The sequence below is a fragment of the Psychrobacillus sp. FSL H8-0487 genome, assembly GCF_038008385.1.
Taxonomy (GTDB): Bacteria; Bacillota; Bacilli; order Bacillales_A; family Planococcaceae; genus Psychrobacillus; species Psychrobacillus psychrotolerans.
Genome location: NZ_JBBOZA010000001.1, coordinates 871,553 through 885,836, shown reverse-complemented (window position 1 = coordinate 885,836; position 14,284 = coordinate 871,553). Strand labels below are relative to the sequence as shown.

12 protein-coding genes are annotated in these 14,284 nt (G+C 35.3%); 1 reads left to right on the top strand and 11 read right to left on the bottom strand.

Annotation, left to right across the window (positions count from 1 at the left end):
* Nucleotides 1-105: 105 nt before the first annotated feature.
* Nucleotides 106-543 carry a HEAT repeat domain-containing protein gene (locus MHI47_RS04225; RefSeq protein WP_093537228.1) on the bottom strand — a complete coding sequence of 146 codons (438 nt, stop codon included), beginning with the start codon at nt 541-543 and terminating at the stop codon, nt 106-108.
* 200 nt (nt 544-743) lie between these two features.
* Here MHI47_RS04225 and MHI47_RS04220 point away from each other — a divergent pair, with 200 nt between their 5' ends.
* Nucleotides 744-953 (top strand): hypothetical protein, encoded by a 210-nt coding sequence (locus tag MHI47_RS04220; protein ID WP_093537227.1) that lies wholly within the window; start codon nt 744-746, stop codon nt 951-953.
* Between the two features lie 83 nt (nt 954-1,036).
* Here MHI47_RS04220 and MHI47_RS04215 read toward each other — a convergent pair whose 3' ends face one another.
* The 10 genes from MHI47_RS04215 to essC form a co-directional block, all read right to left on the bottom strand.
* Nucleotides 1,037-1,795 (bottom strand): ABC transporter ATPase, encoded by a 759-nt coding sequence (locus MHI47_RS04215; RefSeq protein WP_340829739.1) that lies wholly within the window; start codon nt 1,793-1,795, stop codon nt 1,037-1,039.
* A gap of 140 nt (nt 1,796-1,935) precedes the next feature.
* Complete coding sequence (locus MHI47_RS04210) at nt 1,936-2,733, bottom strand: hypothetical protein (protein ID WP_340829737.1); 798 nt, start codon at nt 2,731-2,733, stop codon at nt 1,936-1,938.
* Between the two features lie 17 nt (nt 2,734-2,750).
* On the bottom strand, nt 2,751-3,341 hold the full coding sequence (locus MHI47_RS04205; RefSeq protein WP_340829735.1) for a hypothetical protein: 591 nt from the start codon (nt 3,339-3,341) through the stop codon (nt 2,751-2,753).
* A gap of 184 nt (nt 3,342-3,525) precedes the next feature.
* Nucleotides 3,526-4,239 carry a hypothetical protein gene (locus MHI47_RS04200; protein WP_093537223.1) on the bottom strand — a complete coding sequence of 238 codons (714 nt, stop codon included), beginning with the start codon at nt 4,237-4,239 and terminating at the stop codon, nt 3,526-3,528.
* 20 nt (nt 4,240-4,259) lie between these two features.
* Nucleotides 4,260-5,720 carry a ribonuclease YeeF family protein gene (locus MHI47_RS20175; protein WP_445678292.1) on the bottom strand — a complete coding sequence of 487 codons (1,461 nt, stop codon included), beginning with the start codon at nt 5,718-5,720 and terminating at the stop codon, nt 4,260-4,262.
* Nucleotides 5,717-6,019, bottom strand: a complete 303-nt coding sequence (locus MHI47_RS04185) for a YwqI/YxiC family protein (RefSeq protein ID WP_340829732.1) — start codon at nt 6,017-6,019, stop codon at nt 5,717-5,719. The genes MHI47_RS20175 and MHI47_RS04185 overlap by 4 nt, the downstream gene beginning before the upstream one ends.
* 21 nt (nt 6,020-6,040) lie before the next feature.
* Nucleotides 6,041-6,400 (bottom strand): YwqH-like family protein, encoded by a 360-nt coding sequence (locus tag MHI47_RS04180; protein ID WP_093537220.1) that lies wholly within the window; start codon nt 6,398-6,400, stop codon nt 6,041-6,043.
* 17 nt (nt 6,401-6,417) lie between these two features.
* The gene (essA, locus tag MHI47_RS04175) at nt 6,418-6,936 is read right to left on the bottom strand and encodes a type VII secretion protein EssA (protein WP_340768470.1); all 519 of its coding nucleotides are present in this window, start codon (nt 6,934-6,936) and stop codon (nt 6,418-6,420) included.
* On the bottom strand, nt 6,917-9,763 hold the full coding sequence (gene esaA, locus MHI47_RS04170; RefSeq protein ID WP_340829730.1) for a type VII secretion protein EsaA: 2,847 nt from the start codon (nt 9,761-9,763) through the stop codon (nt 6,917-6,919). The genes essA and esaA overlap by 20 nt, the downstream gene beginning before the upstream one ends.
* Nucleotides 9,760-14,238: a type VII secretion protein EssC gene (gene essC, locus MHI47_RS04165; RefSeq protein ID WP_340829728.1), complete on the bottom strand. Its 4,479-nt coding sequence runs from the start codon at nt 14,236-14,238 to the stop codon at nt 9,760-9,762. The genes esaA and essC overlap by 4 nt, the downstream gene beginning before the upstream one ends.
* Nucleotides 14,239-14,284 lie beyond the last annotated feature (46 nt).

Sequence of the window (14,284 nt, the reverse complement as noted above, 5' to 3'; positions counted from 1 at the left end):
CTTAATCTTATTACCGAATACAACTTAATTCAGAAGTATAAATAATAAATTTATGCACGAAAAAAGCAGTTGCCTATGAAGACAATTGCTTTTTTGTATTTAAAATTATTTTAAGTTAGACCATTCGTTTTCTAACCAAGTTTTGAATTCATCGCCTTTGTCACCTTCATACGTATCATATACATCAATACGCATTCTCTTTAACTTTGTTAAAAACTCTTCAAATGTATGGTCTTTAGGCAAACTCTTTTTAACACGAACAAACACTTTGTTTGCTCCTTTTACTAACTCAAACTTTTTACGCTTTGGTAATTGTGCTTCTTCTCCAAAATCCAATAAACTTTGGAAAGCAGCCTCTTGTACTTTGTAAACCGGATCATTTGCAAGTCTTGTTCTTAATATATCCTTCACTTGGCTGTGATTATACTTTCCTAATTCAACTACTGCATCGTAACGCGATTTCCAGCTTGCAGTACGATTAGCTGCCTTTTTTAGTTCTTCATAATTCTCTGGTAATTCCGTTTTTATTGTATTGTTTCCCATATGATCAAACTCCTTTATATTCTCTAATTCAGTATTTTCAGCATCCCTTCATTATATACTACTTAAGTAATATCACCTAATTTATTCTATAAGAAAGGTATCCTCATTAAGTCTCATAAACTATATACCCAATAAAACTATCTTTTATCTATTAACCTTTAGATAGGCAAATGCTATACTCCGTTAAAGGAGGGAGAATATTGCGTAATACTGGTGAATTGAAAAAGTATAAATTTTACCTGAAATTTAAAGGTGGTAATAATCTGATATTCGAAACGAATACAGATATCCGTACAGCTGAAAGAAATAAAGTTGATGGCGGAATATTTGTAGAGACCGAAAACAGCTATACAATCAACCTAGCGCAATTAGAAAAATTAAATGTCAAAATACTTCATGAAAATACATAAGAAATTCTACTATAGAGATTTCAGGCACTTTGATTAATTACACAAAAAAGTGCCTGATTTCTCTACTATTATTTAATAGTATTCTACTTTAAATAACCTCGCTCATTGAAGTTAAAACTTTGAAAACGAATTTTACAATATAATATCACCAATTGTTCTGGCAATACAAATACCATAGTAAAAAATAAACCTATACCTATAACAATGAAAATGATCATATTTAAATCATTGAGTGTAGATATTCTAGCAATATATTGTATGACAAAAACCAATCCTGTACCTGCAACAGTAGCAACAGGTATATATGATTTCACTTCAAACCGTCCACGAAGTTCTTCTTTTTTTGATCCTTTTCTATACTCCCCTCTTTGTAACAAAATATAGAAACGAATACATGTGAGAACGAAGACCAACAGCCCAATTCCAAGCGTTACATAGGTAAAGTTTAGTAAAGATTCTGAGCTTTCCTTTGTTCCACTCCCATCGTCATTCCCTATCAAAAATAATGCACAGATTAAAAAGCTAACAGAAAATAAATTTTGTGATACTAAAATGGAAATAAAATACTGCATTTTGTCGCTTCTTTTATATACTGCAGGAATAGAATAAAGAAGAGAAAACAAAATTAATACGCCAGTTATCCATAAATGAACTGAAAGTATTTCATCTTTATATGGATAGGTAGTGTTAACTCCTACAAAGAAATACTCTAATGAAAATAGAATTCCCTGTAGAAATATAGTCAAAAATAGTGCTCCAGCTATTGAACCAGGTGCCTGTCTTCCTGATTTAAGAGGCTCTTTTAGCACTTCAAAATCCTGTTCACTCAGCTTACAAGCCATTGATACACTCCCCACTCAAAAGAATTATTATTAGTATTGTTGGAGGGTTAATATAATACATAAAAGAATAAAACAAATATTACTCCATAGACAACAAGCACTCTTTTCAACTTACGAAAAGGTGCTTGATTTCTCTACTATCACTTATTAAGTGTTGTTTGTTGATTTTGCATCCTTACTAACACATCTAAGATTTCTGAAACAATTTCCAAATTGGAACTTTGTTTTCCTTCCAATAACTCTTTATTGTCTTTTTTCACCATTTTGAATGTCCAATTATTTCTAGGTGAAGTCAACACATGCATCCCTTCGATAACCCAATGATTATCCTCTTTAAAAAATACCATTAATCGATTATTATGTACCATACTTTTTAATGCAGCATCCAACTGACTACTAACACTCTTCCAAATCTCACCCGAATTGATAGATTCCAAGTTCTGTACATCCGTTATGGAACGTGCTTTAACCCACGAATTATAGGAAGAAGTAGGTATAAGAATAGTTTCCCCTTCACCGTTTGAGCGACTTTCTACACCTAAAAGCATTCGAGGATAAATAACATTATTCCAAACATAGTCTGGAGTTCCATGTACATATAATGTAAACTCACTGTCATCGTTCTCTTTGCATTCCACTACATGGTCTTTACTAAAATAAAAATAACTTTTTTGAGTCCCATCTTTTATAATCTCCACAACCATATTGGTACGTGACATGATCCATAGTGCATTTCCAAAGTTTTCTTCTAATTTTATTTCCTTATCGACTAAGTCAATTAGATTTATCTTATGTAGTTTTTTATAGGTTTTCTCCCATTCCGTTTCAATTTCGTACTTTGTTAAATGTTCGAAGGGATTCGAAAAGCCTATTAAAGTTTTCGTATTTAACGTTTGCATCATTACAAAAATGTCTTGTACAGTAAATGTTGGAATCATTATTTTCCCTTCTTCCTCTATTTCTTTTTCTTTTTTTTTCTCTTTCTTTTTTTCTTTTCGTTTCCGTGCCTCTCATCCTTTGGTAAACCGAATTCTGGGTAAATTGCCAACGCTCTATCCATATGCTTTCTGATAAAAAAGTATCGGTGAATATTAATAGATAAAAATGCCGTAAAAAAAGATAAAAGAGTAAGACAAACTATCATTAATATACTGATCCCCGAGTCTGTATAGACAAAGGACAATATTATTTGTCCTAATATATACGAAGCCCCTGCGATAGATGCCCATCCTACTGGAATAGAACTTTTTTGTTGTAACTTATAATATGTCTCACTATAAAGAGCTTTCCAGTTCATCCAGTTCATCCCCAAAATTAGTAGAATGAATAATATTATATTAAACATAAATGGAGACCAACCATTTATTTCAAGATTTTTGTATAGCATTTTTTGTATGCTTACAAAAAAGACGTAAGTATTGACGACACCGTATACCCCTAAATATAAATAATAGGATTTTTCATATTTATAAGGATCTATTATATAAATAATTCCCCAACATGTTATTAAAGCTGCAGGGACAATAGCTGCTAATAAAAATGGCAATGAGAAGGGAACCGCTAAAATAGGGAAAACCCCCATTAAATACAAAAATAAAAGTAAGTATCCTATTACTCCTTCTTTATTAGATTTAGGTGAGTCAAATTTTAAATAAGACGAGAAAATGTTATCCATTTTTTCTTTTTGAATTAGAATTCTCTCCTTACTAACTCCAGCTAAAATATACCGTTTATTTTAACTTTTTCTTTCTCGTATTTCTCTCACTTTTCGGCAAACTAAAGTTTGGATATACCTGTTTTACCAGTTCTATATTCTTATGAATAAAATAATAACGATGAATATAAACGGAAAAATAGGAAGTCAAAAGAGCAAGTAAAGAAACTAACACAATCAGTAGTGTACTTACCGCGTCATCACTGTAAATGAACGATAATATAAACTGACCGACAATATACCCTAAAGCCCCAATCATTGCCCATGACATATTTAGACTCTTTTTCTTCTGTAACTTATCATACGTTCCTGAATTTAAAGCTCTAACATTTAATATATTCACTCCTACTAACAGAGCTATAAATAACATTAGCCATAAAACAAACGGTTTAGTACCTTCTACTCCAATATTCACATAAAGTAGTTTTACTACAACTAAGAAAAATACATACGTATTCACTATTCCATAAATACCGAAGAATAAATAATAGGACTTTTCATTTTTATAAGGATCAATTACATAAACAATTGCCCATATAGAAATGAGTGCAATTGGTATTATTGCTGCCATAAAAAATGAATAGGAAAACGGTTCACCTATTATAGGAATTATTCCGGTGAAATATAAAAGTATAATGAAAAATACTATAATATTTTTTTTATTCATCTCGGGAGTTTGAAATTTTAAGTAAGACAATGTATTACTGTCCATATTTTGCTGTTTAATCACTTTCTCCTCCAATTAATCTATTAATCAAACCAACCAGCAACACCGTCAATAAGACCTTTAGTTCCTATTTTAATAGCATCACCTATAGAATCGGTCTCACCATCACCATCAACGTCCATAATTTTCACTTTACTTAAAACAGCAGTTACGACGACACCTACGACTAATCCTGCAACAGCTCCTGCAACAACGCCTAAGGGTCCTCCAGCTACACCTACCATTGCTCCAGCTTGTGCCCCAGCCCATGCTGAAGCTGCCATTGATGCACCAGCAACTGCAACGTCACCTGTTACATTACCAGCTATTTCGCTCGCAGACTCATTATTTTGTATACCATGTACGATATCTCCACCGGCTGTAGCAAATACTCCAATATATCCAAGTTTATTTGCAGAAAAACGAAACGTGGATTTGATATTTGTTGCTGTATCTACTCTTTTAAAAATCTTTTCATAGTTTGTCGCATTTGCTCCAGAGTATGTTTTATTTTTAACTCCAATTAAGTCTGGTCTAGTAATCTTAATAACTGTTTTCGTGACATTCTGTTTCGTTGTTCTAGTAGTTCTAGTAATTCCAAAGCCCTGGGCAGCTAATCTTACTTCTTTGTAAGTGGAGTTCCCAACTAAAGCTGTGCCAAATAAAGTAGCAGCTGCATTAATAGGTTTTTCTTTCCAATCGGCAATACCAACTCCTACAGTAGACATAATAGCTTCCCATAAACTTTCCTTAGCAGTAGAAGTAGGGGTAGGGGCTGACACTTCCACACCATTTTCTTCTACTCGTGGATTTGAGGCAAGCATGTCTATTTGATGCTGCAAATAAAATTGACCAATCGGCGTTGCATCTTGCACTGAGTTCCAACTATCGGCTGGGAAGTTAACATCCGTTAATCCTTCTTCCATTAAATACTCCATATCTGTTAGCCATGCTTCCATATTTAACATGGCTGCCTCTATAAGAAGCAGTGCATTGGTTTGAGACAAATCGAATTCATTTAAATCCGAAACCGTATTATTTCTAGATGTTTTAGCGCTAGTTACACCTTCTTGCACACCACTATCGTCTAAATGTGGCAGTGGAACTATATCGGAAACAGAATTGATAATACTATTGGATTCGTCCGTTAAACTAGTGGTTACTTGAGAAATTTCGTTTAGACCATCTTCTACTTCTCCTTCCAGATATGCTTGTCGAATATAGCCATTAGCATCCGGCTCTAAAGTATCCAAGGCGGAATTCATCGTAGTAAGGGTTGTATTGAATAGGTCTTTAAATGTTAAAAAGAAATGCAGAAAGGGGAGATGGCAATCATTATAGAATGATCTTATTGCATTCCCACCTTCTCCTTTAAGCGATGCCTCCATCATAACTAAGCCTTGAACCGCAGTTTGAATCGCATTAATTTCCCCTTCTAGTCTTGACAGCATATTAATATTCCCTTGAAGTCCCTCATGAAATGGTTGTACGCTTAGTATTTTCATCTCGCCACCACACTAGTTCCATTTACTGTACATTGCATCGCTGCTGATATTTTTTGATCGGACTCTTCCATAAAGTCAATAGAAGCAGAAGTTGTTTGAATATTTCCAGTCGACAATGTTTGATATCTTACAAGTAATTGATCCAATTTTAAGGATAGCTCATTAAATTTTGTAACAACATCTAGGGTATTTCCACTAATAGGTGGTTCTGCTTTTGGATTGAGTAGATTAACTGCACCAGTCATTTCTCCAAGCTGATTTTCTACATCTGCATAGACGATTTTAACTTCTGTAGACATAACGTTTCTCCCCCTTGCAAGTTAGTATGCTTTCGCTTGAGCTTGCCGTGCTTGTTCTGCTTCAATATTGGCGATAATCTGTTGAATCGATATAATTTCTGCATTCAATTCACTAATTTTCGCGGAAATAGCACTAAATACATTAGAAAATTGAGTTCCCGATATATCTACATAACTAGTGTGAATGCCAGATTCCCGTATATCGTCAAACTTATTTGCGTGATTTCCTTGCCAAGTAGTGGATGTTAGTTCCGGTTCCAAACATTTGGGTTCATTCGTGTTATATTCGGATTGTTTCCCCTGCAAAGAAGATTGACATGTTATTAATCTCTGCAAATCTTCCCTCTTTTTAGCTAAGAGTGCATAATAATGACCAAGCATATACATTACCTCCTAATTCATTTTGCAATTATTTTGGAATCATTAGCATTGACTAGCCTTGGTAAAAGAATGACAAATAACATCAGAACACCTAGCGCTATTATTCCGAAAAACAGGATATTTCTTACGCTATTATTTGAAGATTTCTCTTCCTTCATGTCGGCAGCTGATAATTCTAGTTTCTTTGTATCAGAACTAGAAAATAATTTTAGCTCTGAAGATTTCGCAGTTACGGTACTTTTTTCCCCGCGCTCAGCTGTTTGAAACAAAAAGGATGTATCTCCTCGATTAGGAAGCTTATTTCTCCCGTCAAAGTATATATCAAATTGCTTTTCAGGAATTGTATTTTTCATCTCTGTTTTTTGCTTGTCATGTAGATAATCGGTATTTTTCTTAAATTCTAGTTTTTCATAAATCAAAGGATCCAAGTCTTTTGCTTCTTTAGGTTCTTCTGCAACAACGATAAAACTAGTTCCTATAAACATTAATACTAACAGTGGGAGGATGAACCGGTATTTAGCTCTCATACGCTTCATCTGCCACAGATGCTCTTGATTTATTAGTACTCATAAAGTAAGTAGTAGCAAGCATTGCTAGAGAGATAATTGCTGTAATCACTGCTCCCCATATAAAGCTAGTTTCAGGTTCATATTTGATAGACATATAAACAGCAGACAAGACATCTGGCATATTAATATCAGGTACAGCAAGTATTAATAATGGAATGATGTATAAACACATCAACGCCACACTAGCTAGCCACCCAACGGATTGTCCGAACTCTAATGCAGCACGAATGATAGCTGCGCCAGCAAGCAATAAAAGAATAGTAAAGATTGTCCATTCTAGTGCACGGTGGTCATTTAAAATATACATATAGACACTGTAGAAACTGATAATAAGACCAACAAGTATAGACAATAGAGCAGTCAGAGCTAACTGGAGTCCAATAGGTCCTTCTTTCATCTGATAAGAGAAATAGCCGATTAATAAACTACTAATTAGTAGAATGATAAATAAAATAACAGGCGGAACTTTTTCCATTTCATCCGAAACAGCTGCTTCGCCTTTTACTTCCAATGGATTCACAAAGTGATTAAATGCATATCCATTTTCCTGACCATCTACATACGTGTTAGCTAGAAACTCTTGAATATCATTATCAAAATCAGACATAGCATTTACATTCGTATCCCATTTACCACTGAATTCATTAGATGTCTCTTTTATATTGTCTGCTTTCACAGTTAAATCATTTGCATAATCTACTAAACTGCTTTGTTTTTGCGATAAAGATTGAATCATTCCACTTAATGTTACAAGCTGAGAAGTGACATTTTGTTGACCAGCCATTACTTGCCCTTCAGAGGTAGTTGCCACCGGTTCTCCAGATGGAATCATATTCGCTGGATTCTGAATTTGAGCAAGTAAAATATTTGCTTGTTCATCGATAGAATTTAGTTCGCTGATCAAAGAAGCGTGCTGTTGTTCCGCAGTTTCCTTGTAACCAGACATGATTGCAGCAAATGTTGTACTTAAATCAGACATTCCTAGTTCTGTTTCTGGAATACCTTCTTCAACCGAAGTCCAACCTTCTAACTCCAATTCATTAATATTTACCACATTTTTCAACAATGCTGTTAAAATTTCATCCTTTAAAATAGCATCCTTATTTGCACTACCTCCACCCTCATTGAGCGTAAATTCAAATTGCTCTAAAGTAGCATAGTAGGATAACAAAGAACTAGTATCTGTTTTAGCTGCTCCCTTTGCAAATAGTTCTTGTAATCTACTTTTTTGATTCTTTGAAACGTTAGGGTTAGCAAGCAAATCATTTTCTTTTTGCATTATTTCCATTCCAATACGTGCAGTATCAGTTGGGTAAGTATTTATAATTTGTTGTATAGACTCGTATTCTCTATAAATAGAGTTATAGTTTTCCAATAGTTTTGCATACTCTGCAGAAGCTTGCGTATAGTCAGTCGTTGCGGTTTGGTTTGTATTAGCCCATGTAGCTTCTCTTTCTGATAAAGCTGCTGTAATCGAGCCTAATTCTGCTTGAAGGATATCAATTTCACTTATAAAAGCCGATGCAGGATCCGTTTCAGCCACTTTTGTTTTTAAAGAGGTTAACCCTGTTAATATACTATCCACTTTCACACGCTGTTCTTCTAAACCAGGTAGAACAACGGAAGCTTTGTCCGCAGCTTTTTTCTCCAGTTGTTCTTTAATAGAAGTAAATTGGTTCGGCTCTGTTCCTATGGAAGCTGCTGCAAGAACTGCATTCCCACTTTTCCCTGCTTCTATGCCTTTTTCTAAACTATCTAAGATTGTATTATTGTAGCGATCGATTGCAGTTCCCTGCACTACTAGTAAATCTGTCAGTTGACGATCCACTTCATTTTTACGTAGTTCGGATAATTCATTAAATTTTTCTTTATTTGTATCGATAACATAATTCACTTTTTGAATTTCTTCATTTATATTGTTATTACTTTCTTCTAACATTTGCACGGACTGATTAAATTGTTCAGCCTGTGTTGCTGCTGTTGCGTGAATTTTTGCCAAACTGGCATCCTGTATTTGTTGTAATATTTGCCTTTGTGTATTTTGAAATTCTTTATACTGCTGAATATAGGTGATGAAGTTATTCATCTGTAATCCGAATGCATCTGCATTTTCAATTCGACTATTATGTGCATTATTTGCCGACCCGATTGTCGTTTGCAATGCTGCCATTTGGTCTTTTTGCGTTTGCATCTGTTCAGCTAATGTTTCTGACTCAGGCTTATAATAAGCAGACATGGAACTAAGGAATTCTGTTTCTTTTCCTAAAATGCTCGTAAACTCTTTTTTTATATGATTCATTTCCTGCGCTATATAGCTCCAGTATAAAGTGGAAATTTTATCATTTACGCGGTCCGTTGCTACTTCTATTTCATGTAAAACCTGTTCCTTACGCAATCCCGTTTTCTGACGCTGAACTTGATAAGCAAACTCTGCTTTTTTCGGATTTTGTTCATCATAAGACATTATATTTTCCGAGAAATTGGAAGGAATATAAACAATGGCATCGTATTGGTTAGACTTTAACCCATTTTCTGCCGCACCACGTCCCATTACTTTCCAACCAAAATCTGAGTCCTCTGCTAAAATAGAGACTACTTCGACACCCATTTGTACTTGTTCTGCATCTTTTGTTAATCCCATATCTTCATTTACGATTGCAATAGTGCGCTTGTTCGAGTTATTCAAATCGAGAATATTAACGCCCATCAGTTGGAAAAAGATAATAGGAATAACTAGTATTAATAGAATTCCAACACCATATTTTAATAGTCTGGTATTTTTAGTTGATTTCATTGTACGTTCGTCCTCTCCAACTCACTTAAAGGGATTTTAACTTTAATGGCATTCCCATTTAAAATATAATGTGCAAATCCAAGTGGAAGCTCTGCTTCTTTTCGTTCATATGCAACTGTAAACAAAGTCTGCTCTGACTTTTTCATGTAGACGAGCGCCTGTCTAACAAGCTTCAACTCATTCGTAAAGGCATCATAGCCCTTCGTAATTTCAGCGTTATTCCCAGACACGATGACATTAAATCCTAAGTGACCGTATCGTTTCATCAATTTCGCTAGTCTGTCCTGTATGGTAATATCAGCTACTTGCAGGAATCTTGTATAGCCATCGATGATGAAATAAGAAAGCGTGATTTTTCCTGGATTCCCTTGTTGAATACTTTCAAGATAGTCCCGTTCGACTTCCGCATAATATTGCTCTGTCCGAGTAATCCATTCCACTAAATTCTCTTTCGTTTCCAGATAATCAATGGATTCATAAGCAGTAAATTTGGATAATCCTCTGTCAAACGAATCAAATATAGAGATAAACCCTGTTTTCTGTTCTAATAGTGTGTGAAGCATCAAAGTGATCGTATTGGTCTTCCCTCTTTGGACTTGCCCTATGAGTAGACAATGACGATTTTTCTTAAAGTCGATGGTAATTGGAAGAACTGTATCCTCATCCAATCCAATTGGAACGATTGCATCCTTTTTCTTTCCATCCAAGTAGAAAGAGAAACTTGAAGCTGATAGCTCTAGTGGAAGCATTGGAATTGGTAACGGATGTGTTCCTTCCTTATATTGCGCTCTTAAATTACTTACTTTATTCTTAATAGATTCTAATACTTCATAGTCATCTGCCCCACTAGCTGGCAAGTAAATTTGAGTAAAGTAGGCATCTTCTTTCTTTAGAATTGCTCTACCCGGGAAAGGTTCTAGGTCAAATGGTACTCGTCCGATTACTGTAAATGATTCCGTTGCATCCATTAAATAATGAACAATTTTAGTTTTTAAATTATTCATTAAGGACTGTCGAACGGATTGAACTCTTGTTGCAGCCACAAACAGGTAAATTCCAAGCGATTGACCATCTCGACCAAATTGAATTAGTTGTGCTTCCAATTCTTCCATTTCCTCACGGACAATATCATAATTATCAACGGCTATATATAGAAGAGGTAACTTTTCCGTCGATAAATTATTATACATATGAATGTTACTAACCTCTGATTGTTGGAAAGTAACCTTTCTTTTGGTGATTTCTTCTTTCATAAGCTTCACTAGTTTTTCTCTTTTTAACTCTTCATCAATCGTGAAATAATCAGCAGTATGAGGGAGCTGTCTGAGAGGAAGTAGCGAGCCATTTCCATAATCAAGCAAGTAAAAATTTGCTTCTTCTGGAGAAAGATTTTCCGCAAGTCCCAATATAGTTGTAAGTAATGTATATGATTTCCCATACCCTGAGGAACCGAACACGCCAATATTTCCATCCTTTGTCCAGTTATAGGCAATTGATGACTGACTTTGCTTTTCTGGTTCATCAATCATTCCTACAGGGAACCCTGGTTGAATAGTAGTTACCTCTTGTTGTTTTTCAAGACGCAAAGGTAACGGCTCCAACCAAGGACTAGCCACCTTTTGGATATTCAAATCACTAGTTATCTTAGCAATTTTAGCAGTAACTGCCTCCATTTCTGTCAAGCCACTAGATTTCTTTTTCACATTTGTCGCAATACCAGAAAGTGGATATAAACCAAGATCTGTGATAAGTGCCACATCGTCTTCACCCTCTAAAACTTCCTCCTTGTAAGGAGCCCCACTCCATGCAGATTGAAATAGCTCATACACTTCATTATTTCCAACTTGCAAATAACCACGTCCAGTTACAGTAATCGTAGCCGCATCTCCGTTCTTCAGGATTTCTTTACTATCCGATGCATCCTGAACCTTTAGTGCAACTCGAAATCTCGCATTACTCCAAATCTGTTCGTCAATAATACCGCCGGGCTTTTGAGTAGCCAGTATAAGATGTACCCCTAAACTTCGCCCAATTCGAGCCGTACTCACAAGCTCTCGTATAAAATCTGGTTCCTCTCGTTTTAACTCTGCAAATTCATCCGAAATAAGGAATAGATGAGGAAGAGGTTCCATTGCCTTTCCTTCTTTATACAAGGTTGTGTAATCATCAATATGCGACACAACATATCGATCAAATAGACGTTGTCTTCGTTTGAGCTCACTATTTATAGATGCAAGTGCTCGCATACTAAAGTTTTTACTACCTTCTATATTCGTAATTGTTCCCAAAAGATGGGGAATATGCTTGAAAGGTTGAGCCATTCCTCCACCTTTATAGTCGATTAATAAGAAAGCTACTTCATGGGGATGATAATGGACTGCAAGCGATAAAATATATGTCTGTAAAAATTCACTTTTACCTGAACCAGTTGTCCCCGCTAACAATCCATGGGGACCATGCGCCTTTTCATGCAAATTCAATGCTACAAGTTCATTCTTCCCTTTGAAACCAATTGGAACAGCAAGTGATTTTGCTGACTCATTCAATGTCCAATTTCGTGCTATTGGTACATCCTCTACATCTTTCACACCAAACATCTCTAGGAAACCTACCGAGTTTGGAATCGAGTTTTTAATGCCTACTTGGTGATTCAATGTTCGAAGCATTCGTGTAAACCTTTCATTAGTCGAAGCATCAAATTCATCTAAATAAAAAGGAATATCAACAGCCTTTCCTGCCTCAATGAGGATATCTCCTTCGCGTTCATTTACATATCGAATGAGCGTATGAACATTTTCGGTCATTCGTTCCTGCGCAGACTCTGCGAAAACAACAGATATGCCAAGGTCTTTTGTATGCTGGCTTTCTAAGTATTCTAAGATGACATGCTCAGCAAGCAGCGAATAATCTGACACGAAGAAAACTAAATGGGGGGCAAATATTGTTTTCCCCTTTTGGACGTCAGTATCTCGCTCTCGAATAATTTCATATAACGAAGATAATAATTGATCTCTCGTTTCTTCGTTATGTATCAAACCTCTTGCATGCATATGCGGCAGTTTAAAATGTGGTAACCATTTCATCCATTCCATTTCGGCATATTCCTCATGATTGAAAATATAGATAAATCTTGTATCATGATAGCTTTGTGAAAATGCCAATTGACCAATTATTTGTTGTAATTCACGCTTTATAACGGTTTCTTTACCAGTTAAACCTAAGATGCCTTCTGATAACTTCGTTGTAATTGGTGCGTCTGGAATTTCTTTGTAAACCTTTTCCATTCGCTGAGCTTGTTCTAGTAAATCATCTATTTCTCGGTTTGCTAAATCTCCAGAGGATAGTTTAACTTCATAGCTAGCTTTCACATTTCCTGTTCCTAATCTGAATTCTAAAAAATCATGGCTTTCTAGCGTTCTTTCCCAAATTCTACTAGACAAGTCTTCCGTCATTTGTTTCATTTCTTCAAAAGAGGGAAAATGGTAGGTCAATACTTTCTTCTGCTTCTCGGATAATTCATAAAGCTGTTCTCTCATATTCTCTAAATAGGCGGTATAAACTCGAAGTCTTTTTTCCGCATTTCGCTTATCTTTCTTTTTGTCTCGGAAGTATTGAACGGTAGAGGTAACTAATACTGTTAAAAACATAGTAATAGAAATAATGACGAAAATTCCTCTTGGGATGAAAATAGCTACAAGTGCCATTACAACAAGCATCACAAGTGGCGGTGCTATAATAAGCAATAATCCTCTTCCAGAAGCCTCCGTTTCTTGGGTAGGAAATGTTAACGAAACTTTGTCATCTGGAAGATCATAAATCATTCTTGGTGTTCGACGATAATCTGGATACATCTGCAATATTTCAGATGCCGGAATGTCAATTATAGGAAGTTTCGTCGTATAAGGAACTGCAGCAGTTACCTCTATTAAGTCTTTTTGAAGTAATTTCATCTCCATAAAAGCCCACTGAAGCACATCACCGTTAGCTAGAATCGTGTTAGAGTCCACTAATTTCCCATTTACATATAATGGACACCCGTAGTCTTTTTTTATAATCCACCCATCTGCGATTTGATTTAGTGAAAAATGTCCAGATTCTATTCTTGGAAAACTAGTTTTCAGCCTTTGAAATGTTGCGATTTCTAATTGGGTATCAAATGAAACTTCATTTTTAAAGTCTATATAGTATGTTCCGGAAGAGACCGGAGTGGAAAAAGCATATAGGTGGAGGGACTTTTCCTTTTGTTCAATTGTCAATCCCTCATCATCTGTTAACTTTCCAAAGGAATTATCTTCGCTATAAACGGCGAGTCCTTCCTCCTCTTTTTTTAACGTTAATGGTCCATTTATAAAGGGAAACGTCTGAATCGTTATATCATGTTCAATTGCTGGACCAATCGTCAAAGCGGTAAAACCTTTTTCAGGAATTGTAATTTGCTGATAGTTTTCGTCATAAAACAACCATAATTGTTGCAATAGGTACACCTTCTTTCAATTCATTTTCGAATTTTATATAGGGAGC

What these genes read in the sequence shown, in the direction of transcription:
- MHI47_RS04185 (WP_340829732.1), bottom strand. Translation starts at nt 6,019, where the DNA reads ATGTCTACAGAAGTTAAAATCGTCTATGCAGATGTAGAAAATCAGCTT.
- MHI47_RS04180 (WP_093537220.1), bottom strand. Translation starts at nt 6,400, where the DNA reads ATGCTTGGTCATTATTATGCACTCTTAGCTAAAAAGAGGGAAGATTTG.
- essA (WP_340768470.1), bottom strand. Translation starts at nt 6,936, where the DNA reads ATGAAGCGTATGAGAGCTAAATACCGGTTCATCCTCCCACTGTTAGTA.
- MHI47_RS20175 (WP_445678292.1), bottom strand. Translation starts at nt 5,720, where the DNA reads ATGAAAATACTAAGCGTACAACCATTTCATGAGGGACTTCAAGGGAAT.
- MHI47_RS04215 (WP_340829739.1), bottom strand. Translation starts at nt 1,795, where the DNA reads ATGGCTTGTAAGCTGAGTGAACAGGATTTTGAAGTGCTAAAAGAGCCT.
- MHI47_RS04210 (WP_340829737.1), bottom strand. Translation starts at nt 2,733, where the DNA reads ATGATTCCAACATTTACTGTACAAGACATTTTTGTAATGATGCAAACG.
- esaA (WP_340829730.1), bottom strand. Translation starts at nt 9,763, where the DNA reads ATGAAATCAACTAAAAATACCAGACTATTAAAATATGGTGTTGGAATT.
- MHI47_RS04225 (WP_093537228.1), bottom strand. Translation starts at nt 543, where the DNA reads ATGGGAAACAATACAATAAAAACGGAATTACCAGAGAATTATGAAGAA.